This is a genomic window from Bartonella sp. JB63 (genome assembly GCF_002022665.1).
In the GTDB taxonomy this organism is placed as follows: Bacteria; Pseudomonadota; Alphaproteobacteria; order Rhizobiales; family Rhizobiaceae; genus Bartonella.
On sequence record NZ_CP019788.1, the window covers coordinates 1,283,439 to 1,307,744 of the forward strand.

At 36.3% G+C, this 24,306-nt stretch carries 17 protein-coding genes and 1 pseudogene; 6 read left to right on the plus strand and 12 right to left on the minus strand.

Features of this window, described 5'->3' with window-relative positions:
• Nucleotides 1–128: 128 nt before the first annotated feature.
• The 4 genes from purH to htpX all read right to left on the minus strand — a co-directional run bounded on the left by purH (nt 129) and on the right by htpX (nt 6,133).
• The gene (gene purH, locus BJB63x_RS05665) at nt 129–1,745 is read right to left on the minus strand and encodes a bifunctional phosphoribosylaminoimidazolecarboxamide formyltransferase/IMP cyclohydrolase (protein ID WP_078719356.1); all 1,617 of its coding nucleotides are present in this window, start codon (nt 1,743–1,745) and stop codon (nt 129–131) included.
• 149 nt (nt 1,746–1,894) lie between these two features.
• Nucleotides 1,895–3,607 (minus strand): heparinase II/III family protein, encoded by a 1,713-nt coding sequence (locus tag BJB63x_RS05670; RefSeq protein WP_442855939.1) that lies wholly within the window; start codon nt 3,605–3,607, stop codon nt 1,895–1,897.
• 57 nt (nt 3,608–3,664) lie between these two features.
• Nucleotides 3,665–5,032 (minus strand): RsmB/NOP family class I SAM-dependent RNA methyltransferase, encoded by a 1,368-nt coding sequence (locus tag BJB63x_RS05675; protein ID WP_078719578.1) that lies wholly within the window; start codon nt 5,030–5,032, stop codon nt 3,665–3,667.
• 51 nt (nt 5,033–5,083) lie between these two features.
• Nucleotides 5,084–6,133 carry a zinc metalloprotease HtpX gene (gene htpX, locus BJB63x_RS05680; protein WP_078719668.1) on the minus strand — a complete coding sequence of 350 codons (1,050 nt, stop codon included), beginning with the start codon at nt 6,131–6,133 and terminating at the stop codon, nt 5,084–5,086.
• A 96-nt stretch (nt 6,134–6,229) separates the two neighbouring features.
• Here htpX and BJB63x_RS05685 point away from each other — a divergent pair, with 96 nt between their 5' ends.
• Nucleotides 6,230–6,424 carry a DUF1674 domain-containing protein gene (locus BJB63x_RS05685; protein ID WP_236823854.1) on the plus strand — a complete coding sequence of 65 codons (195 nt, stop codon included), beginning with the start codon at nt 6,230–6,232 and terminating at the stop codon, nt 6,422–6,424.
• Between the two features lie 132 nt (nt 6,425–6,556).
• Here the strand turns inward: BJB63x_RS05685 and rpsP are convergent, their stop codons facing one another.
• From rpsP to BJB63x_RS05705, 4 genes and pseudogenes are all read right to left on the minus strand, one after another.
• A complete protein-coding gene (rpsP, locus tag BJB63x_RS05690) occupies nt 6,557–6,925 on the minus strand; it encodes a 30S ribosomal protein S16 (protein WP_078719358.1) in 369 nt (122 codons plus the stop codon).
• Nucleotides 6,822–7,262 (minus strand): chorismate mutase, encoded by a 441-nt coding sequence (locus BJB63x_RS05695; RefSeq protein ID WP_078719669.1) that lies wholly within the window; start codon nt 7,260–7,262, stop codon nt 6,822–6,824. The genes rpsP and BJB63x_RS05695 overlap by 104 nt, the downstream gene beginning before the upstream one ends.
• Before the next feature lie 25 nt (nt 7,263–7,287).
• Nucleotides 7,288–8,842, minus strand: a pseudogene (ffh, locus tag BJB63x_RS05700) (signal recognition particle protein).
• 249 nt (nt 8,843–9,091) lie between these two features.
• The gene (locus BJB63x_RS05705; protein ID WP_078719670.1) at nt 9,092–9,733 is read right to left on the minus strand and encodes a carbonic anhydrase; all 642 of its coding nucleotides are present in this window, start codon (nt 9,731–9,733) and stop codon (nt 9,092–9,094) included.
• A 269-nt stretch (nt 9,734–10,002) separates the two neighbouring features.
• Here BJB63x_RS05705 and BJB63x_RS05710 point away from each other — a divergent pair, with 269 nt between their 5' ends.
• Nucleotides 10,003–14,718, plus strand: coding sequence for an NAD-glutamate dehydrogenase (locus BJB63x_RS05710; RefSeq protein WP_078719361.1), 4,716 nt, complete (start codon nt 10,003–10,005; stop codon nt 14,716–14,718).
• Between the two features lie 304 nt (nt 14,719–15,022).
• On the opposite strand, the gene BJB63x_RS05715 is transcribed toward BJB63x_RS05710, so the two are convergent.
• The 3 genes from BJB63x_RS05715 to BJB63x_RS05725 form a co-directional block, all read right to left on the minus strand.
• A complete protein-coding gene (locus tag BJB63x_RS05715; protein ID WP_078719362.1) occupies nt 15,023–15,808 on the minus strand; it encodes a glutamine amidotransferase in 786 nt (261 codons plus the stop codon).
• Nucleotides 15,809–15,901: 93 nt separating this feature from the next.
• Nucleotides 15,902–17,446, minus strand: coding sequence for a heme biosynthesis protein HemY (locus BJB63x_RS05720; protein ID WP_078719363.1), 1,545 nt, complete (start codon nt 17,444–17,446; stop codon nt 15,902–15,904).
• A 12-nt stretch (nt 17,447–17,458) separates the two neighbouring features.
• Nucleotides 17,459–18,631 carry a COG4223 family protein gene (locus tag BJB63x_RS05725; protein ID WP_078719364.1) on the minus strand — a complete coding sequence of 391 codons (1,173 nt, stop codon included), beginning with the start codon at nt 18,629–18,631 and terminating at the stop codon, nt 17,459–17,461.
• 683 nt (nt 18,632–19,314) lie between these two features.
• Between BJB63x_RS05725 and BJB63x_RS05730 the strand changes: the two genes are divergently transcribed.
• Nucleotides 19,315–20,169 carry a YihY/virulence factor BrkB family protein gene (locus BJB63x_RS05730; RefSeq protein WP_078719579.1) on the plus strand — a complete coding sequence of 285 codons (855 nt, stop codon included), beginning with the start codon at nt 19,315–19,317 and terminating at the stop codon, nt 20,167–20,169.
• Between the two features lie 399 nt (nt 20,170–20,568).
• On the opposite strand, the gene BJB63x_RS05735 is transcribed toward BJB63x_RS05730, so the two are convergent.
• Nucleotides 20,569–21,267: a TlpA disulfide reductase family protein gene (locus BJB63x_RS05735; RefSeq protein WP_078719365.1), complete on the minus strand. Its 699-nt coding sequence runs from the start codon at nt 21,265–21,267 to the stop codon at nt 20,569–20,571.
• A 33-nt stretch (nt 21,268–21,300) separates the two neighbouring features.
• Here BJB63x_RS05735 and argH point away from each other — a divergent pair, with 33 nt between their 5' ends.
• The 3 genes from argH to lysA all read left to right on the plus strand — a co-directional run bounded on the left by argH (nt 21,301) and on the right by lysA (nt 24,227).
• Nucleotides 21,301–22,701: an argininosuccinate lyase gene (gene argH / locus BJB63x_RS05740; protein ID WP_078719366.1), complete on the plus strand. Its 1,401-nt coding sequence runs from the start codon at nt 21,301–21,303 to the stop codon at nt 22,699–22,701.
• A 63-nt stretch (nt 22,702–22,764) separates the two neighbouring features.
• Complete coding sequence (locus tag BJB63x_RS05745; protein WP_078719367.1) at nt 22,765–22,944, plus strand: hypothetical protein; 180 nt, start codon at nt 22,765–22,767, stop codon at nt 22,942–22,944.
• 8 nt (nt 22,945–22,952) lie between these two features.
• Entirely contained in the window at nt 22,953–24,227 is a 1,275-nt protein-coding gene (gene lysA / locus BJB63x_RS05750) for a diaminopimelate decarboxylase (RefSeq protein WP_078719368.1), read from the plus strand.
• Nucleotides 24,228–24,306 lie beyond the last annotated feature (79 nt).

Below are 24,306 nucleotides of genomic sequence, written 5' to 3' on the forward strand. Positions count from 1 at the left end.
TTATTCCTAAATGAGCAAGATAAAATAAATTACAAAAATGAGGTGTGTTATAACTGCATAACTGATTTGCATTTATAACATAGAAGCATATAATTTTCTTATTTTGAAGAATAAAAAAATATACAAATCTAGTGCCGGAAATGTCTCACCCCTGTAAAAACCATTGCTACATCATGCGCATCGGCTGCTGCGATAACTTCCTCATCGCGTATTGATCCCCCTGGTTGAATAACCGCTGTTGCGCCAGCTTCAATCACCGATAACAAGCCATCTGCAAAGGGAAAAAATGCATCTGATGCAGCAACAGAATCCTTAGTTAAAGATTCTGTTAAGCCCATTTTTTGCGCATTTTCTTCAGCCTTACGCGCTGCAATTCTTGCCGAATCGACACGACTCATTTGACCAGCACCAATTCCAACGGTTGCATTATTTTTTGCATAAACAATAGCGTTTGACTTGACGTGTTTAACAACACGAAAAGCAAATTTAAGATCACGCATTTCATCTTGGCTCGGCTCCCGTTTTGTTACTATTCGCAATTCAAGATCATCAACAACAACATTATCACGCGTTTGCACTAAGAATCCTCCTGAAAGTGTTTTAGCAACTAACCCGTCATAACGTGGATCAGGCACTCCTCCTGTTATTAACAAACGGAGATTTTTTTTCTGAGCAATGATTTTGCGTGCTGACATTGTAGCATCAGGAGCAATAATCACTTCAGTGAAAATTTTAATAATCTCTTCTGCACAAACTTCATCAAGAGGCTGATTTAAAGCAATAATACCACCAAATGCTGATACATTATCACACGCCAAAGCTTTCAAATAAGCCTCTTTCAAATTCTGCCCTTCTGCAACCCCACAAGGATTGGCATGTTTAATAATAGCAACGGCAGCACTTTTTTGGGGATCAAATTCTGATACAAGTTCAAATGCCGCATCAGTATCATTCATATTATTATAAGAAAGTTTTTTTCCTTGTAAAAGTATTGCAGTTGCAACACCAAAACGTTTGTCACCAGAGTGATAAAATGCAGCTTGTTGATGTGGATTTTCTCCATAGCGCATCACACTTTCAAGATGACCAGAAAAACTCTGCCAAGATGGTGCTTTAATCTTTAAATCCTTCGCAAACCAAGCTGCTATCGCAGCATCATAAGCAGCTGTACGCTCATAAGCACGTGTTGCTAATTGACGCCGGAATGAAAAACTTAAACACCCATCATGCTGTTTCAATTCAGCCAAAACCAATGAATAATCACAAACTGCTGTCACAACACCAGTATAAGCATGATTCTTAGCCGCTGCACGGATCATCGCCGGTCCACCAATATCAATATTTTCAAGAATTATATGCGAATCTACCTCTGACCGGGAAATTTCTTCAAAGGGATAAAGATTAACAACAAGAAGATCAATTCCATTTATACCATACTGTTCCATAGCAGCTTTATGGTTGGGATCTTCTCTTACTCCTAATAAAGCGCCATGAATCAGAGGGTGGAGTGTTTTGACGCGTCCATCCATTATTTCTGGAAACCCTGTAACATCAGAAACATCTTTTACAGGTAAACCGGCAGCACTTAATGCTTTGGATGTTCCTCCTGTTGAAATCAATTCAATTCCATAATCATGAAGTGCTTGCGCAAATTCAATCAAACCAGTCTTATTAGAAACAGAAAGAAGAGCACGACGGACTTGATGAAGATCGATCATAGAAAATTGTTTTGCAATAACAACCATAATAGAAATCCTAAAATAAAATGGCTAAAATTCAAAAAAGGCTCCATGGACATAGCATAAGCTTTTACAAAAACATACCCAAAGGACGTCAGGCAAATATTCTAACTTACAAAAATAGAATCAACTTGCTTGATATTCACAAGCAAACATTATGCTAATCTATGACGTATAAAACGCCAGTGAATTTTTCTCTGCAATGCAGGGCGAAAATATAAAACAATCTGCTGTGTTCGTTGTGGACCTTTTAAATCAGCAAAATCAATTGAGTCTTCGAGAAAAATTTCAACATCAGGTGATATAAAATGCCACTCCTGCCCACTTTCTACAGTTAAATAGAGGCGGTCGCCATCATAATTGGCTTCAACGTGTGGATTAAGATGAAACCGAACAGCAATACTATCGCTTTCATCTTGATTTGCTTGATATTTGTACCATCGATTTTTCTTCGGTGTGAAAAAATGATCGAAACCTTCAATTATTTCCCCATTCCTAGCTAAAATGAGGCCACGCTCATGCAAAAGATTAAAAGGCTTCACATAACCATCATGACACGCAATAAAGCCAATTTTGTCTAAATCTTCTATGCGTTGCACTTTAACATCCGTTGGCCCTCCAAATAAAAAAGAAGTGCCATTTTTCTTTTTTTTGTGAAAAGTACCCACTGAACAATCATTCACTGTTGCCGTTGAATGTGCTGCTGTTAAACGTCCAAAATGCTGATATTTTTTAGGTCCATAAGGATTAATCCCCGTATTTATAATAAACCGATTTCCCTGTGAAGACATTTCAAATGATAAACATCCTGAACACGCATATCCTGCAACAGAAGATGGTGGAAATTTTCCTGTATCTGCAAGAACTGTCGTTTGATTAGCTTTTAAACGCTGAAAACCAGAATAACGGGCATAACTAAAAGGATGTCCAACTGTTTCATCAAAATTTAAAATAACCGATAAACTTTCCGGTATAACAGGTCCGACGCCATTGAAACGTGCCAATGTTTGATCTTCATGGATAAAAAATCGCAAAGCAGGCAGCATACGCTCAACGGAATCAATTAAAACACGCGGTGCCGTTTCATTACTGTATATATACAGATGACGCAAAGACAATAAATCCGATAATAAATTGAGCAGAACAGCAGGACTACGGGAAATATGGCCACCATCAATAAGAATTTGATGTGAAAGTTCATAAACAAGATAAGTTTGTATTTTTTTCTTCACAGCTTCAGAAACAGGCAAAGATAAAGATGCAAATGCTAAAGAAATTGCTGCTTGTAAACGCTGCTCATTTGCTTCCATACTATGAATCAAGATGCGCAAATAACGAAACTGAAAACCAATTGAACGTAAAAAACGCTTTTCAAAGCTCTCATTCACCCCCTCTAATAACATTTGCGAATGACAAATCCATGAAATTAGTCGTCTTGCCACAACTGCTCCACTCCAAGAAGGTCCTTTTATCCTCTTACTATGGTGTTTTAACCAATCTTCCACCAAAGAACGCGCATGAGCTTTCGCCAATTCACTCCGTGCTGCTGTCATATGTCGTAACCAATGAAAATCATGAAGTGCTATTTCCCACTCTAACATTGGCGGCACTAATGAAAAAGGCGAAAGAGCACCAGATTGAACAGTACAACCAGAAAAAGTAAAACGGCCATGATAGAATTCATGTGCCATCATTGGATCAGCTAAATGCAAATCAATTGGATGTGCTAAAATTTTTTGTGGACGAAAACCAGAAAATCGCCAACGAAATATTGGTCCTATACATAAACGCCGCAGAAATTGTTGTATCGCATATACAACGGTTGATGCCCTTATCTTAGGACCAATTTCTGCAATTACCACAACCATATCTCCGTCTATATTTATCAAATACAACTTCAACTATTTGAGTAAATGAAACGTTAATTAACTCATTTTTCGAAAACGTGCTGCAAAAAAACCATCCATCCCTAAGAAAAATTTTTCCTCCGTATTAAAGTTTTCATCACAAAAATCAGAAGGTATTGTGCGCAAAAAACCTTTTATTGATAACAAATGAGCCATAGCGCCCATTTCCTCTGCTAAAATAGGTTCTAAAACAATATCATGACGCGTTGATAAAACTTTCTCAACAAGATCTTCACCCTCTTCTCTTGCCAATGAACAATTAGAAAAAACAATGCGTCCATTTTTTTTCACTAAAGCAATTGCTGCTAAAAGCAAATCATATTGCACCTCTGCTAATTTGGTGACATCGTCCATTGTCTTTGTCCATAAAATATCTGGATGACGGCGTATTATTCCCGTAGAAGAACAAGGTGCATCAAGAAGAGCAACATCAAAAAGCTGATCAGGATGAAATTGTCTTACATCACCAAGCCAATAATGTACTGAGAGATTGAGTCGATCCATATTTTTCTTTAAACGTTTTAATCGATTGGCCGAAATATCGATAGCCGTTACATCTGCTCCTTGCAAAGCTAATTGCGCTGTTTTACCACCAGGACTTGCGCAAAGATCTGCTACCTTCTTGCCACGAATATTTCCCAACAAACAAGCAGGTAAAGCCGCCGCAACATCTTGAACCCACCAAGCTCCTTCTGCATAACCTGGCAAATCAGGAATAGAATAAGCTGAAGAAACAAGCCGAATTGAACCATTAGGCAACACAATTCCCCCCAGCCGCTTCGCCCAACCAGCATTATCAGATTTCACCGTCAAATCAAGAGGAGGTATTACACTTTGAATTGATAAAATTTGATCAGCTTTCTCTGCTCCATATGTTGATACCAAAAGTTGCCCGAACCAAGTTGGAATCGCTTTAATTGTAGGTGTTTGCTCCCGCAAAACAGCCGCCTCACTTGCAAAATTGCGTAAAACAGCATTCACTAACCCCGAGAAACGACGCATACGTGGATCAATCTTTGTCACTCGTACCGCCAAATCAATCGCCGCATGATCAGGAATATCAAGATAAAGAATTTGAGTTGCACCGATATGTAAAATGTGATGCAATGAAAACGCTTGTGATGGCAAAGGGCGCATTAGAAAGCGTGATAAAGCCACTGTAATTTGACTCCGATGACGTAATGCCGCTCCCAAAATAGCCCGACACAATAAACGGTCACGATATGAAAGCTCCAAATATTGTGGATGACCATACTCATCATCTGTCAAACCAGAAAGAGACATATGCTTATCAAGTACTGCACCTAGCAAACGAACGCAAACTTGTCGAACAACCAATCCCGGGACATCTATTTCAAACATCTGCCCTGCTTTCCTACCTTTCAAAACAGTGCCCCTATTCATAGTCTATAGTTTGTTTCTTTTTAATATTTATGATTAAAATTTCTTTGGATTTTTATGACGAAGCCACGCAGGACGATTTTTCACCTGTGGCAAAATACTTGTTTTTTGATTTCTTAATATGTCATTCTTATCCTTAAGACTTATATTTTCATAGTCTAAAGTGCTATTTTCCCCTTTAAATTTACCCTGCTCATAGTGCTTAATGATGCCTTGATCGATTGTTAATATATTCATTTCTATTGCTTGCTGCTGCAATGCCGCAATACGATTTGCTGTCGCTGGATGCGTAGAAAAAAGGCTATCCGCACCTTCACCCCTCAAAGGATTAATAATAAACATATGAGCTGTTGCTGGGTGATATTCGACTTCTTCATTATAGACCGTATGCCCACCACCTGCAATCTTTCTCAAAGCTGAAGCCAACCATAAGGGATTACCACATATCTCAGCACCTCTCCGGTCAGCAGCGTATTCACGCGTGCGACTAATAGCCATTTGCACTAACATAGCTGCAAAAGGTGCCACCAAAAGAGCAATAATCCCAACAAATGTCCCTGTGCCTTGAGAAGATTTTGAAGAAGTGCGTTTTCCTCCCATCAATAAAGCAAAATTACCAAGCATTGAAATAGCCCATGCAATTGTTGCTGTAAGAGTCATTGTCAATGTATCACGATGCTCAATATGCGCTAATTCATGAGCCATAACTCCAGAAATTTCTTCTGCACTTAATTTTTCCAATAACCCTTTACTAGCAGCAACAGCAGCATTTTTGGGATTACGCCCTGTAGCGAAAGCATTCGGCTGTGCATTATCAATAATATAAACCTTTGGTTGAGGAAGAGAGGCTTTTTTTGCTAACTCACTCACAATATTATAATAAACTGGTGCAGAACGTTGATCAATTTCACGTGCCCCATATATATGCAAAACTATTTTGTCTGAATTCCAATAAGAAAAAAAATTTAAGCCACCTGCCATTAAAAGCGCAATAAGCATACCATTGTCTCCTCCAATGAGATAACCAAGTCCCATAAAAAGAGCCATCATAAAAGCCAAAAGCATCGCTGTACGCGTTCTATTCATGATTAAAAAACTCCATGATAAAATACAATTATTTCTATATGATGGGGCTCTCGTGTTTTTTCTTCAATGAAATTGAGGTATAAAATGAACAAAAAAATGAGCACACAAGATACCGTTACCCCTGACCACAAACAACTTTCCCCTGAAGCACAACGTGCGCTCCAAGAAGCTGAAGAAAGACGAAAACATGCAACAAATGAAAATCAGCCATTAGAAAACGGCGGACGTGGTGGTAAAGATCCCTCGCGCTATGGAGACTGGGAAGTGAAAGGTCGCGCAGTTGATTTTTAGCCTCTATTGACTTTTAAAAAGTTAAGCCAACTTCTGAAGGAAACAAACTTTTTTAAAAAAACAAAACCAATAGTGAAACCTTAATTTGCATAAACTTTTAAGATTTCACACTGTTGGTTTGCTTAACAATAATTATGCTTCTTCTTTTGAAGTTTTTTCTGCCGCTTCTTCAGCAACTTGCTTTGCTGCAGCTATACGCTCTTGCGCTTTTTTACCAGGCTCACCTTTATGAGGATTATTGCGTGCTGGACGCTTTTTCAACCCAACCGCATCTAAAAATCGTAAAACACGATCTGTCGGTTGAGCACCTTGACCAAGCCAATATTGGATACGCTCTTCATTAAGTTTCACACGTTTCCCGTCTTTAGGCAACATTGGATCCCATGCGCCAACGCGTTCAAGAAAACGCCCATCGCGTGGACTCCGCACATCCGCAACGACGATATGATAATAAGGACGTTTTTTTGAACCACCACGGGACAAACGAATTTTCAATGCCATATTTTTCTCCTGTTGTCATCTTTGACTTGTCGTTTAAACTAATTTTTTTGTTCTCTTCAAAAATTATTTTGCGATTATCAATCACTTCTTGAGTAGTTAACTGTAAAAATTTCTCAGTAAAATCCGGATCAAGATGACTTTCTAGAGCTAATTGCCACAAATGTGCCACCTGACATCGTTCACGCGTACGATCCTCTGCAGGCATATAACACGCTTTTAAAACTCCCACCGCTTGCGTACAATGAAACTTTTGTGCTAAAATATGAATTAATGCTGCATCAAAATTACCAACAGGCGCTCGTAAATGTCCTAAATCATTGGGAGCTTTTCGCTGCATTATACTTCCTTCTCTTCTTTTCTTTTTATTTCTTCTTAGAAAAAGGAGGATTTTTCTCCTTTGCTTCTGAAAGATCATTGAAAAGACCAGGAAGCTTTAATTCATGCCCTGGAAGTCCGGGTAAACCACCCCTAAATGACCCTTTTCAATCTGCTTTTGCAATTTTAATAATTGAATTGAATTAAATTCCGATAAATCAGGTATAGAACCAGGAGCCATACCACCAAATCCCATTTTGGAACTAAGGCCCCCAGCATTTTCCCCATAAAACTATCTTTATTTTTGCCTCGCATAGCTTTCATCATATCAGCCATTTGACGGTGCATTTTTAAAAGCTTATTAATATCTGCTGCACTTGTCCCCGATCCCTTAGCAATTCTCTGTTTACGGCTATGTTTTAAAATCTCAGGATTGGCCCGCTCTGTACGGGTCATCGATGAAATAATTGCTAACTGCCGATTAAAAAGACGATCATCAAGACCTGCAGATTTAATTTGATCTTTCATCTTGCTCAAACCTGGCATCATACCCATAATACTTCCCATTCCACCAAGTTTTTTCATTTTATGCAACTGTTCTGCCAAATCATTGAGATCAAATTTTCCAGCCTGCATTTTTTTCGCAAAAGCTGCTACTTTTTCACGATCAATTGTTTCAGCAGCCTTTTCAACCAAAGAAACAATGTCACCCATACCGAGAATACGATCTGCAATACGACGGGGATGAAACTCTTCTAAAGCATCCATTTTTTCACCGGTTCCGATTGCTTTAATCGGCTTACCCGTCACTGCACGCATTGAAAGAGCAGCACCACCGCGGCCATCACTTTCCATACGTGTTAAAATAATCCCTGTAATTCCTACACGCTCATCAAAAGAACGTGCAAGATTAACCGCATCTTGACCGGTAAGACTATCAGCCACCAACATAATTTCATAGGGTTGTGAAGATGCTTTAATTTCTGTTAATTCAAGCATAAGTGCTTCATCGATATGGTTACGCCCTGCTGTATCAAGAAGCACAACATCATACCCCCCTAATTTAGCAGCCTGCACCGCGCGTGCAGAAATATCGACAGCAGATTGATCAGGAATAATCGGTAAACTGGCAATTTTTACCTGCTCTCCTAATTGACGGAGTTGCTCTTGCGCTGCAGGACGACGTGTATCCAACGACGCTATTAAGACTTTTTTATTGTACTTATCTGTTAAACGCTTTGCAAGTTTCGCTGTAGTGGTCGTTTTACCTGATCCTTGCAAACCAACTAGCATAATAACAACCGGTGCCGATGCATTGAGATCACTTAAAACACCCTCACCCCCAAGCATATGAACTAGTTCATCATGAACAATCTTCACAACCATTTGACCAGGTTTAATTGATTTAACGATTGCAGTTCCAACAGCTTTCTCACGAACTCTATCGGTAAAAGAACGAACCACATCTAAAGCAACATCAGCCTCCAACAGGGCACGGCGAATTTCACGCAGTGCTGTTGTTATATCCTGATCTGACAAAATGCCACGTCCCGTCAAATTAGATAGAATGGAACCAAGACGTGCTTGCAAAGATTCAAACATTATTTACCTCACTGCTCCATAACAAACAAACCAACATGCCACCCGAGGACGCAACGCGCTGTCGGATGTTGACCTCTGGGATCTTTTTATACCTCAATAGGGGTCCCAGGCGGTGGATCCAAATTAATCTTGTTATTGAGTACTATTTTCTTCAAACAACAAAAACCCTTCTTTGTCAAGATATATCACACAGTGCTTTTCTAGATGAAACCTAAAATAAAAATCACTTATGTCTGTGCAAGAGCGCCATTATTTAATAAGCACAAAATCACCCGTTTCTTGTTCCATACTCCATAACTCACCGTTTGCAATATCAAACCAAGCACCGTGCACTGTCAAAAATCCTTGATCTTTACGTGCCTTTAACCACGGAAATGTTTCCAAATTCTTTAATGAATAACGAATAGAAAAACGTTCCAATGCAGTCTGCTTTTCTAAGAGAGTTATCAATTTATTATTATTGATTACTGCTTCCCTAGCAGGAGCCAAAAGACTTATCCATCGACCAATAAAATCATCTGATGATAAGGATTTGCATGTTTCATTAAGGACCTCACTAATTCCCCCACAGTGCGCATGACCTAAAATAACAACATGCTTAACTTCAAGTAATTGTACCGCAAATTCAATAGCAGCTGATGTTGCATGATATTGATGATCAGGAGAAAAAGGAGGAACTAAATTGGCTATATTACGTAATACAAAAATTTCACCTGGATCCGAATCAAAAATAACCTCTGGTATCGCACGGGAATCACAGCATGCAATCACCAAAGTTTCAGGTTTCTGTCCTTCATTTGCTAACTGCCAATAATGTTCTACTTTATTAGTAAAATGATTCGTTATAAAGGATTGATAACCTTTTAAAAGTTTTTCTGGTAAATGTGCCATATGTATTTACTTTCACTGTAAACTTCAAAAATATGCTCTTACCCCACAAAATAAAATTAATGAAAATATTTTTATCAACCTCATAATATACTTTTTTAAAACAACAAAACTATTTTTACGAAACACTTTTTACAAAGTGGAATAATAATTTTATTATTAACTGCAATAAATAACTATTCACTTAAAAAGGAAGATGTTACAGTGTAGAAAATTGAATAAGGACCTGTTCTTAACTTAAAGAAAAGGTTGCCACAATAAATAAAGGGAGGATGATTGTGTCAACACAAATAGCATTAGACATAACGAGCACTCAAAATAAAATCGAACAAATCCTTTTTGCTCATACAGATAAAGAAGACATTGCTTTATATAAAGAGGATGAGCTTCAAAAAGCTAAAAATGTAGCCCTTGAAGCATTTGATTCCCACCAAACAGGTAAAAGCACAATTTGCTTTGAACACACCTTAACGCGCAATGATAAACCTATAACCGCTATTACATTGGTTAATGATAACAAACCTTTTCTTCTTGATTCTGTTTTGCATGTCTTTAAACAACAAATAAATCACATTTATCTGATCGCCCATCCTGTTATTGAATGCACCTCTGGAAAACGCGTTAGCTTGATGCAGATCCACATTGAAGCATTAAACCAAGAACAAACCAAAAAGCTTAAAGATGAGCTTACCCTAGTCCTTGAACAAGTCAATGCCGCTGTACAAGACTGGAAACCGATGCTTGAAGAAGTCAAGAAGCATATTCATACCTATCAAACAAATCTTCCATCTAGCTACCAAAATGAAGGTGTAAAAGCCATTGAATTTCTTGAATGGCTTATGGATAATAATTTCATTTTCCTTGGAATGCGTACCTATGACTTTACCGAAAGCAAAGAGCCAAAAAAAGCCTTTAAAACCGGTAGTATTGAATTAGGTATCCTTACTGATGCTTCTATTCGCATTATTGGTGATGCAGGTGTAGAAGAACGTCCTAAAGAAGTCTTATCCTTTATGGAAAGCAACAATCTACTTATTGTTACAAAAGCCAATAGCCGCTCAAAAATTCACCGTCCTGTTTGGTTAGATTATATTGGTATTAAGATTTTTGATAAAGAAGGCTCTCTATGTGGAGAATTACGTATTGTTGGGTTGTTTACATCCTCTGCCTATACACACTCTATTCTACAAATTCCTTTTTTAAAAGAAAAAGCTGAGATCATTATTCAACGTCTTGGATATAATCAGGCTGACTATTCTGGAAAAGCACTGATGAGTGTCTTAGAAACCTATCCAAGAGATGAGATGTTTCGCTCTGATGTTGATACATTGACAAAAAATGCTGAGCTTATCATGCAATTGGATGAACGTCCACGCTTAAGAGTACTCGCTCACACTGATCCTTTTGGACGTTTTGTTTCCATTTTTGTCTATGTACCACGTAACCAATATAGTAGCAATATCCGCGAAAAAATTGGAACATACTTTATTGAAACTTATAAAGGTGATTTTTTTGAATCTTATCCGCTCTTCTTAGAAAGTACGCTTATCCGCGTTCATTATATTATTCATCGCAAAGGAAGTCATAGTGCTCCTGTAATTGAACGAACCACACTTGAACATCATGTTCGCTCTATAACACGAAATTGGGAAGATAGTATTCAAACCGTAGCTCTTATTCATAAAGCAACAGATCAACAAATACTTTTAGCCAGCCAATTTCCTAATAGCTACCGTGACTTATTTTCAGCAGAAGATGCAATTAAAGATGCTGACCACATTTTAAGCCTTAATAATGAAAAACCTCTTTTCGTTACTTTTTATCGTTCCCACAATAAAGAAAAACAAAATATTTCTCTTAGACTTTTTCAACGTAATGAAGCGCTTGCTCTTTCCAAACGTGTACCACTTCTTGAAAATATGGGCTTTCGTGTTATTGCCGAACAAACATTGGAACTTCCAGATGGCTACGGGTGTTCTGTATATCTTCACGATATGCAATTAGAAAGCGCTTTCCAACTCGGTATTGATCTCGACAAAAATGCACAAAAACATGCTGAAACATTTGAAGCCGTTTGGGAACAAAATGCTGACAACGACGCCTTTAATGCCTTAACACAAACAGCTCAACTCAATTGGCGCGAAATTGTTATCTTGCGTCATTATGGGCGCTATCTCCAACAAACTGGAATTCCTTATTCACAGAAACGCGTTGCTCAAACTTTAAATGCCTATCCTGATATCACTCAAGATCTTTATACTTTATTTCATTTGAAATTTCATCAAAGCCATAAAGAAAAAGAACGACTCAAAAATGAACAAATCATTCAGCAACGTATTGAAGAAAAATTGCAGAAAGTACCAAGTTTAGATGATGATCTTATTTTGCGTCGTTATCGTAATCTTATTATTGCAAGCTTACGGACGAATGCCTATTCCCCTCTTCCTAATGGCAATCCACAGCGTATCATAGCAACCAAATTAAATCCACGCCAAATTGAAGGCTTACCTGAACCGCGTCCTTACCGAGAAATTTTTGTTTATGGGCCTGAAGTTGAAGGCGTCCATCTACGCTTTGGTCCTATTGCCCGTGGTGGTATTCGTTGGTCTGACCGTGCACTGGATTATCGTACTGAAATATTAGACCTCGTTAAAGCTCAACAAGTTAAAAACGCCGTTATTGTTCCTGTAGGTGCGAAAGGTGGATTTTTTCCTCATCGCCTTCCTCAAACTAATGATCGTGCCATTTTAACAGAAGCTGCAAGACAAGCTTACACAAACTATATTGCAGCACTCCTTTCTATTACTGATAACCTAATCGATGGTAAAATATACCCACCTCAAAATGTAATTTGTCATGATGGTGACGATCCTTATTTTGTTGTTGCTGCAGATAAAGGTACTGCAACCTTTTCTGATACAGCCAATGCTATTAGCCAAGCAAATAATTTTTGGCTTGATGATGCTTTTGCTTCCGGAGGATCAGCAGGATATGACCATAAAGCTATTGGTATTACAGCTAAAGGTGTATGGGAAGCTGTAAAAAGACATTTTCGAGAATCATTTAATCACGATATCCAAACAACACCTTTTACCTGCATTGGAGTTGGTGATATGTCAGGTGATGTTTTTGGAAATGGGATGTTACTTTCTCAAAAAACAAAGCTTGTCGCTGCCTTTGACCATCGCGACATTTTTATCGATCCAGAACCAAATATAGCAGAAAGTTATGCGGAGCGTATGCGCCTCTTCCAACTTCCTCGTTCAAGCTGGCAAGATTATGACCAAACAAAACTCTCAAAAGGTGGTGGTATTTTCTCACGAACAACCAAAACTATCACTCTTTCTCCTGAAGCAGCACAAGCTATTGGCTTTGAAAAACAAACAGGAACGCCCTTTGAAATTATTACGGCCATTTTAAAAGCTCCTGTAGATCTTTTATGGTTTGGTGGTATTGGAACTTATATTCGCGCAACAACGGAAACCGATACTCAAGTGGGCGATCGCACCAACGATGCTATCCGCATTACTGGTGAACAAGTGCGAGCCAAAGTCATTGGTGAAGGAGCTAACCTCGGTCTTACGCAACGCGGTCGGATTGAATATGTCTTAAACGGCGGACGATGCAATACCGATGCCATTGATAATTCCGCAGGCGTTAATTGTTCTGATCTTGAAGTGAATATCAAAATTGTTCTTGCCTCAGCTCTACGTGCAAAAAAACTTACTCGTGAAGCCCGTAATGAATTGTTGAAAAAAATGACCCCACAAGTTGAACAATTAGTCTTGCGGAATAACTATTTGCAAACCCTTTCGCTTTCTTTAGCTGAAAAACGAAGTATTATTGATTTACCTTATCAAATACGTTTTATGCATGATTTAGAACAGAAAAAACTTTTAGATCGTAGAGTTGAAATTCTCCCTAATGAACAAATCTTGCGCCAAAGAATTAGCCAAAATCAAGGACTTATACGCCAAGAACTCGCAGTTATTTTCGCTTATGCTAAATTAACTCTGCAAGAAGAAATTGCTAAAAATCCCATTGTTGATAATCGTTATTTCGATACAACCTTGTTGAATTATTTTCCAACCCAACTTCAACAAAACTTTAAAAAGGAAATCATTGAACATCAACTACGTCGTGATATTATTGCAACGGTCATTGCTAATGATATTGTCAATCGTGGTGGACCTACTTTTGTTAATCACTTGCAAGATATAACAGGCCAAAAAACTGAAAACATCATTCGCGTTTTCATCGTCATCCGAGATAGTTTTGAAATTCCTCAGCTTTCTAACGAAATTGATAATTTGGATAATAAAATACCGGGGTTGAATCAAAATAAATTCTATGCAGCAATCACCTCAATGCTTTTTGAAGCAACCAATTGGGGCTTGCGCAATATGGATCTCTCAGTACCATTAGAGGAACTTGTGCAAACAATTAAAACAGCTCGTAGCCTGATTGAAAAAAAGCTTATGCACGTCAATGATCAAGATATCAGTCAAAAAATTGAGGAAAAAGCGACGCAATACAATGAAGAAGGAGCACCAAAAGCTTTAGCAACACAATTAGCTCTTTTAGAAATTTCTCCAATGATCTGTGATATTTCCTTGATTGCAGAACAAAGTAAAAGCGACCTTATGAAAACCGCAAAAATCTATTTCTCACTTGCCCAGATTATTCGTATAAATCGCATTAATGAAGCAAGCCAGACTGTTCCTATTCTTGATTATTACGATGGTATGGCCTTAAGTGAAGCTAAAGAAAATATTGCTGAAAGCTTGCGACAAATTATTATAAAAATCTTAAAAAATTATAGTGAAAAAAATGATCCTCTAGCAGCTTGGATAAAATCCGATGAAGATCAAATTCACAATATTATCAACCGCGTTAATACCTTGATTGAAGGTGATCTAAATATTTCTCGCTTTACTTTTACAGCAAGCATGATTGCTCAACTCAAAAATACTGCTTTTCAAACTTAAAAATACTAACAACTAATTTTAGAAATCTTATTTATCTTCTCTCAGATTATGTGCGAGAAGATAAATGTGATGTTTTCTGCTTTTAAAAAGGAACCAAAATAAATAATGAGGATCACTGGCATTACTTTACTCATGCTAAAAATGATTAATATCAACCTACGCTAATAGCGGAATAAGTCATAACAAAGAGCTTGCTAAGCTCACTCCTCATTGCGCGCTTTTCCTCCAAAAAATGATTTATGCTCTTTTGGATTTTTTGATATTATATTGTTCGACACAACTTACTAAATTAAAATTCTTCTTCTTAAGAAAAATTTTCAGAATCAATAAAGTTCTTAATTCCAATATTACAAGCAGTTGGAACACCAAAAATTTGTTGTAATGTATTGTCAAACCATTCGCACAAAATTTGACCATAAAGTGAATAACCTTTTAAATGTGCAAAAGCAGACTGAGCACCTTTTTTAGTCAATTCTTGAGATGAGTGTACTAGCCAATTTTGTATCATTTTACGCGTTAATTCAGGATGAAATTGTAAACCCCATGCATTTTTACCATAACGAAAAGCTTGTATGGGATATGTTCGACCGGTTGCCAAAAGAACAGCTTCTTTAGGCAAATCGTAGATACCTTCATTATGTAAATGATAAACCATTTCTGGCCAATTCATAAGTGCCTTTCCTTGCAAAGTTCCTTCCAATGGATACCAACCAATTTCTACACTTTCATCATTTTTTTTAGCAACACATGCACCCAAATTTTTTGCGAGCATCTGTGCTCCAAGGCAAATCCCTAAAAAAGGTTTATTGTCTTTCAAAGATAATGAAATCCAATCAATTTCCTCATTAATATATAAATTCTTATCATTCACACTCATCGGCCCCCCTAAAATGACAACGCCAGCGTGATGTTTTAATGTTTTGGGAAGTTTTTGCCCTAAAATAGGATAATAAAAATCAAGAGCAAAACCATTTCTTTGTAAAAATTGCCCTAAAAAACCAGTCTGAGAAGATTGACTATGCAAAACCACTGCAATTTTAAGTTTACTTTTTCTTTGTTTTTTATCAAGACATGCTTTTGCTAAAAACATTATTTAAACCAATCATTTTCGTAATTAGATTTAATTTAATTTTTTAAAGAATTAAGAGAAGCTTATTTTTATCAACAATACTTAGAACACACTCTAAAATAACTGAAATTTCTCTTTTGGCAAAAAAGCCCCTTCTTTTGCCTCCTTGCTTTCTAAATTCTCAACATTTAAGTTTGTCTGATCGCCTTTTTTTTTATTTTGTTTTTTTAGTTGCGAATTCAATAAAAAATCACGTCCTATTGATGGTTTTTCTTCAAAGGATTTATTTTTAACAGCTTCTTTTTCATCTACGTTATCTTTTTTGTCTTCTTTTTTCAGCATCATGCTATCGACTTCTAATGTTATAGGCGAACAGCGGGGAGGTACTTTCCATTCAAAGCGACCCAATCGACCACTGATTGGAGAAACTGCCGACCAAGAAGAAAAAAAAGAACCATCACAAGCCCATGCGGGATCACGTTCTGCACGTAATGCTAAAGACAACCATTGACGACTCCCTCGATCGTTACCTTGTGCTTCTTCAATATCTGCTAACAATAAATAAACACTTTCACGTGGATGATAAGTCAATGCTTTTTGTGCATACTCTTTTGCTAATTCCAATTCTCCTGCATCCAGAGCAGCTTTTGCCACAATAAAAGCTGATTCAAATATATCTTTATTATAAGAAGCAAGTGTTTTAGCTCTTTTCAAACGCCCAACTGCGCTTTCTTCTACCCTAAGGTAAAGTGCACCAAAATCAGGATGAGGATTTTCCTTCCAAGCTTTAATAATTATTTTATCGGCTTTGCGAATTTCTTTTAATTTATAAAAGATGTCTGCCATAACCACCGTTATCGGTACAAAATCAGGCATCAATTTATGAGCCTTTAAAATAGCTTTACGTGCCTCTACGAGGTGAGTTTCAACAAGATGAAGCGCTAAGCCACTTAATAGAAGGGCATGGATATACTTACGCTCTGCAGTACAATGCTCAGAGCGTGGTAAAGCTATTTGCGCTCGATGAAAAATATCAAGTGCTTTATTCCACTGCCCTTCAGCACTTAATCGATCAAGGACAAACTGTTGAGCCCATACAAGCGTTGGTGATAAAGTTAGTGCTTCCTCTGCATAGTGCTGCGCTACATCATAAGCTTTCATATTCATGGCTTCACGAAACAAACCATAAAGTCCAGCAAGCTTTGTTGGTTCATCTCTTTTCATCTCTTCATACAGAGCAATAGCGTTCATAGAATTTTTTTGTAAAGATAAGATTTGAGCTCTTAAAAGTTTTATCAATGGTTCATAATCTTTTACAAGGCGTCTTAATGCGCGCACTTCCATTTTTTGAGCAGCGATATAATCACCAGCGAAAGCTGCAAGCAGGCCCTGTGTAAGAGCTTTGCTACTCTGTTTTTGATAACGTCTAGAAAAAAAGCTGTATAAATTTCTCGGAAGGGAAAAAATAATTCTAAAAAACTTCCATAGAAACACTAATATCACTAACAGTATAACAAGCCCACTAATAATCGTAAGAAGTGAGACAGTAAATCGCATCTGCAAAAATGTTATAACCAAAAAACTATTATTATTAGCACACCAGCTAAAAATCGCGCCGATCACACAGACAACAAAAACATAAATAAAAATACGTATCATTCTTAATCCTATTTACATCTTTGCAGCTTCAGAAGATCCTTTTGGCCTAACAATCAACAACTGCTGCAAAACATGATGGACAGCAAGGTGTTGTTTAAGTTGATCAATAAAATCTACCGAAACGTCTTTAGCATTTTGAGGTAAAGCTTGCCACTCAAGCAAAGCTTTTCCGTAATCTCCAGCTTGAATAGCAACTTCCATCCGTGCCACAATTGCAGGTACTGTTGTCCCTTCGACATATCCAATTGGACGTGAGACAATAAGACTTTTTATCCATGTCCTAACCTTATTTAAAAAATCAGCATTCGATACAACATTGTTTTGTGTACCAACAATTTCATCTGCAACATAAGCAAAATCAGCCGAAAGCTTTGCAGGACTTGGAAGACCGGTACTTGCTGTTTTCTGTAATAAATCAAATCCCGCAACAGAAGGTGCAAAATATCGCACTGTTTCCAATTCACTCACATAAGATCCACCACGATCTATAGCGTTTTTTAACGCACTTACTGCAACAAACATTGCAGTATTTATCCCATCTTTACCGTTATTTTGAGCAAGTATATCTTTTTTTATATTATCTAACTGTTGTTTCAAGGTGATAATATCGTTTCTATTACTTTTCCCAACAAACAAAGCTGTCTTTACATCTTCTGATATTCTAATCAAAGCTTGTACATGCTTTTCGAAAGTATCTACTTTTTCTTCTAAGATTGCAAAAGCTTTGCTTTTCTCTTCCTGAAAAGCTGTACCCTCTTGAAAAATCTTAACATGTTGTGATGAAAAAGAAGAAAAATCTGTTTTCAATATATCAAGTTGTTGCAGCACATAATTCAACTGTCTTTTTATTTCTTCTGCTTTTTCTCTTTCGTGTAAAGTAATCTGCAGATTTTTTTCTTCTTTAAAACGATCAACTATTAAAAAAGAAGGAAGAAAACCTGCCTTTTGAATTCCTACCCAAAGACTTATGGTGATAAAACTACCAATAATCCCTGAAACCACTAAAGAAGCCAAAGCAACACTAGATTCACATCTACTTTTGCTCTCAGCACTGCTTTTCTTTGTTATTATTGGCTCTACTGAGTGTTGCGTTTCTTGCTCTGAGTCATGAGCTATAATTTCAGATTTAACAACAGGTTCCTTATGACTTTTTAATTTTTCTTTTGATCTTGAAGAATCTACCATAATGATCACTTTTCCTATCACATGCTTTTTTACAATACGATAACAAAATGAAAAAACTTTAAAACTAGGTGTTTTTTAAATAATATCCTTTATTGCAATGGTTCTTCTTATAAACAGTGTATAATATTTTAAAATTTCGTTTACTAAAAATCCTTTTAAAAAATAAGAATTATGAATATATTTAATTCTATATTTTGTGAACAATCACAAAATAATTTAAAATGGAATTTCTAAAAGGCTGTAGGAATATAAATATCCAAATGACTTTATTCTTCAATTTTTGACTAAATAATTCATGCGGACATTAGAAAATCCATCAGTCTAATGCTATATGATATTTTTACGAAAATGGTCTAGACAGCATAAACGCTTTAAAGATCCCTTCACAATTTCGTTATTTGTTAAATAATCCAGCTTCGTTTACGAACATATATTTCTATAAATTTATCGAGCAAAACCTTAAAAACTCTAAAATCAATTTTCCCTATTGATTTCTGATATATTCCCCGCAGTGTAAAAACAAAAAGACTGTTTTAAATAGAAATGTAAAATATTTTCTCCATTTTATACAATCATTCTGGTAAACATTGTAATATCTATTGTGCGATTGTTTTTTATTTTTATATATCCCTAATGAAAAAACTATGCTAATTGTAAAGACCTTATCCAAGGGTATTAAAATTTTGATAAAAAGAGCATTTTGGTATAGCTACCGTATTTTTGTCAATGCAGTAAGTCATTATTTGCGTGATAATGGAAGTGCTTTTGCGAGTCATGTTGCACTTTCTGGACTTTTAGCATTTTTTCCTTTTTTTATTTTTGGGACATCTCTTGCTAGTTTTCTCGGGGCATTTACATATACACCGCAAAAAATTGAAGCACTTGTACAGTTGTTACCGGATGCAATCGCAGAACCTCTTTCTAAAGAGATCATTACTGTTCTAACCATACAACGGGGAGATTTATTAACACTTTCAGTTATTGGAGCAGCTTATTTTGCTTCAAACGGTGTGGGCGCTTTGCGTATAGCGCTAAATAAAGCTTACCGTGTTATTGACCGACGTAGTTTGTTTTTTCGTCGTTTTCAAAATTTGTTTTTTGTAATTATTGGAACAATAGGCCTTATCGCTATTAGCTTTTTATTGGTTTTGGCACCTTTACTAATTAAAATTACGCAAAACTATCCTTCCCACATCACTGAATATATTAGTATAATTCGTTTATGGCGTTATATAATTGCGATAGCTGTTCTTTTTACAAGTCTTTTAATTGTCCATAAATGGTTGCCGGCAGGACAGCGGAAACTGATAGATATTTTACCAGGTATTTTAGTAACAATATTTGTTTGGTTTTTAACCTCAATTGCTTTTGCACAATATTTAACAATGTTCAATTATACTTCTACTTACGCAGGATTAACTTCTATTATGGTTGCAATTATTTTTCTGTACATATTAAGTGCGATTTTTATTTTAGGAGGAGAAATAAATGCAGCAATTATGTTTTATCGTGATAATTCACAACGCGTAGATAAATAAAGCAATTATTGATTAAAAACAAAAGACAAACACAAAAATCACATCACTCTAGGTAATGTATTGATCATAGTTCTCTAAAAATCTGAAATTTACCACGATATAAAACTGTTATCATCTACAAAATATTTATTATAGCAAAATTATTTTCTCTTCTAGAAAAACCTTTATTGTAGAAGCGATTTTTGCTGAAATGTAAGTTATGCAAGGTAAGCAAATACGCCTTTTACCAATAAAATATATTTTTTTATTCAAGATTGATTGGTTAAGTTTTAATAATATGAAAGATCTACAAAATAAAACAATTTTATAGATAAAGCATGCCTTTATTCATTGCAAGAATCACTCTGCTTTATTTATCAGTAATAGATTTAATCATACTACGCTTAAAGAATTATACAGCTACAAATTTTCTTCAATGACAGCTTTTATAAGCGCTTTGGCATCATCATTAGCCCATGGAGCAGCTCCGTTGAACGAAGCAATAATATAACCATTTTTACTTATGAGAAATGTGATAGGTAAACCTAAAGCGAGTCCTTTTTTTCTAATATCCTGAAAAATATTCATCGTTTTATCCCGATAATAAACCAAATTATCAGCATGAGCATTGCTTAAAAAATTTTTAATTTTTTCAGAAGAAGTATTTTTATCAATATTAATAGCTATAACATCGAACTTATTTCCTCCCATATCACGTTTTAATTTTGCTAATTCTGGCATTTCTGCACGACAAGGTGCACACCAAATAGCCCATAAATTGACGAGTATCGGTTTTCCTATAAATTCAGATAATTTATGATCTCTTCCTTCAATATCTTTAAAAGAAAATTCGTTCATATCGTAGAAAATATTAGAAAACCGCATATGTGTAAAAAAGCCTTTTGCTGCTTTTTTGATTGCTCCTATTTTCTCCATCTGTATTTTATTTAAATCTGTTTCTTGAGCTTTTGCCTCTGAAATAAAATTTGGAAAAAATGCTCTTCTGTTGCTATTTTGATCGATTTTTGAGTATAAACTTAAAGCTATGATAAAGAACATAAGAAAGCATTGTGTTTTTTTATTCTTGTTTTTTCGGCTGATAAAAATTTGAGAGATCATAATTTTTTTCCTTTTAATAGGTGCTTTTAAAATATGACAGATGAGAAATTAAAAAACCAGATGTGGGGTGGCCGATTTAAAGCAGGACCGGATGAAATTATGGAAGAAATTAACGCCTCAATTGATTTTGATCAAAAACTTTATCGACAAGATATTGAAGGTTCACTTTCTCATGTAGCAATGTTAGCGCAAACGAAGATCATTTCGCAATCCGATTGTGAAAAAATTACTCATGGTCTAAAGAAAATTTGTCAAGAAATTGAAATGGGTACATTCAAATTTTCACGAAAACTTGAAGATATTCATATGAATATTGAAGCAAGGCTGAATGAATTAATCGGTCCTGTTGCAGGACGTTTGCATATAGCACGTTCACGTAATGATCAAGTCGCCGTTGATCTTCGTTTGTGGATACGAGAAGAAATGGAGAAAATGGTAAAAGCGTTAAAAGAATTGATAGAACAATTGCTGATTCGAGCAGAACAACATGTCTATACTTTTATGCCAGGTTTTACACATTTACAAACTGCACAGCCAATCACATTTGGTCACTATATGATGGCTTACGTTGAAATGTTTAGTCGAGATTTATCGCGTATGCGTGATGCAATTGAACGAATGAATGAATCTCCCTTAGGAGCTGCTGCTTTAGCCGGTACAAGTTTTCCGATTGATCGTTTTATGACAGCAAAAGCACTGGGTTTTCGTGAGCCAACACGCAATTCGATTGATAGTGTTTCTGATCGTGATTTTGCATTAGAATTTTTAAGCGTTGGAACTCTTTGTGCCATGCATCTCTCACGTTTAGCGGAAGAAATCGTTCTTTGGTCAAGCGACCAATTTCATTTTATTCGCTTGTCGGATGCTTTTTCAACGGGTTCATCTATTATGCCACAAAAGAAAAATCCCGATGCTGCAGAGCTTATACGAGCCAAAACAGGACGGTTAAATGCTGCTTTGATTGGGCTTTTAACAGTGATGAAGGGTTTACCCCTTGCCTATTCAAAAGATATGCAGGAAGATAAAGAATATGTGTTTGATGCAGCTTTAAGTTTGGAATTATCAATAGCAGCAATGAAAGGAATTATTGGTGATCTTGAAGTTAATAAAGAAGCCATGAAAAAAGCAGCTAACTTTGGATATGCAACAGCAACTGATTTAGCCGATTGGCTTGTCCGTGAATTAGGGCTTCCTTTTCGTGAAGCACATCATATTACGGGGTGTATTGTGGCACTAGCGGAAAAAAAACAGTGCACTCTTAATGAATTACCATTAATTGAATTTCAAATGATACATCCGGATATCAATGCAACCATTTTTGATATTTTGACAGTTGAGAAATCCGTTGAAAGTCGGAAAAGTTTTGGTGGAACAGCACCTTCAGAAGTGTTGCGTCAGATTGCTTATTGGAAAAAACGCTTTATAAGCGCTTAAGTGATTTTATTTTTTAACGCAAAAACAATACAGAAAAGATATCCATATTATGGGAAAAACTATATGATAACCATTATAAAAAATTTAACAATTATTCTTTTTTGCAGTGTTGTTATAGGTGGATGCGGGCGTAGAGAAATATTAGATTTACCATCTTCAAAGATGATAAGGCTTCCGCAAGGAGAATTTGTATCTGAAAGCAAAGTAGATAAACCTTTTATTCTCGATCCGTTGATACAATAGGGGCTTTTATGCATTTCTTTTCTTATCATCAAGGCGAACTCCACGCTGAAGATCTTTCGCTTTATAAGCTTGCGCAAGATATAGGAACACCTTTTTATTGTTATTCAGCTCGTGCACTTATTACAAATTTTGAAAACTATCAGAATGTATTTCAAAATATGCCTTATTTGATTGCTTATGCCGTCAAAGCTAATTCTAATCAAGCGATTTTGCGGCTTTTGGCACAAAGTGGAGCAGGAGCTGATATAGTATCAGAAGGTGAGCTGCGACGGTCACTTGCTGCTGGAATCCCTGCTCATAAGATTGTTTATTCTGGTATTGGCAAAACAATTAAAGAGATCGATTTTGCTCTTGCACAAGATATTCACTGTTTCAATGTTGAGTCAGAACCAGAACTTGAGCAATTATCAGCACGTGCTGTTGCCCTTTCGAAAACAGCACGCATCTCATTACGGATTAATCCAGATGTGGATGCAAAAACTCATAAAAAAATCACAACAGGCAAATCTGAAAATAAATTTGGTATTCCACTCTCATCAGCACAAGAAGTTTATAAAAAAGCAGCTCAATTACCTGGTTTATATGTCTGTGGTGTAGCTATACATATTGGCAGTCAGATTTGTAATTTAAAACCCTTTGAAAAGGCATTTCTTATTATTGCAGATTTTGTACGTCAGTTGTGGGATGATGGTCATGCTATAACCCATGTTGATATTGGAGGAGGACTTGGAATTTCTTATGGTTCTGAACATTATTCAGTACCATCTCCTTCTGATTATGCAGCACTCGTTAGAAAATATATTGCACCTTTAGGAATCAACATTATTCTAGAACCTGGACGTAGTATTGTTGGTGAAACTGGTATATTAGTAACATCTGTTATACATTTAAAAAGAGGAAAAGAGCGCAATTTTTTTATTGTTGATACAGCAATGAATGATTTCATTCGTCCAACACTTTATGAAGCTTGGCATAAAGTGCTACCTGTGAAAGAGGCACCAATGGGCGCTTTCCTTATCAAGGCAGATGTTGTTGGTCCTGTTTGTGAAACTAGTGATTATTTAGGATTGAATCGTTTTTTGCCAATATTGTCAGCAGGGGATCTTTTGGCAGTTACAGGAGTCGGGGCTTATGGTGCAGTAATGTCAAATACTTATAATAGCCGACTTTTAATCCCAGAAGTTTTAGTACAAGGCATGCGTTATGCGATTGTTCGTCCACGTCTTGATTATGAGCAATTGATAAGTCTCGATCGGATTCCAAATTGGATTGAAAATTTTTAAATATCTTGGTCTTATTTCCACTCAACTCTGATGAAAAAATTTATTTTCTGATAATTATTTTGTACGAATCTTATGATTT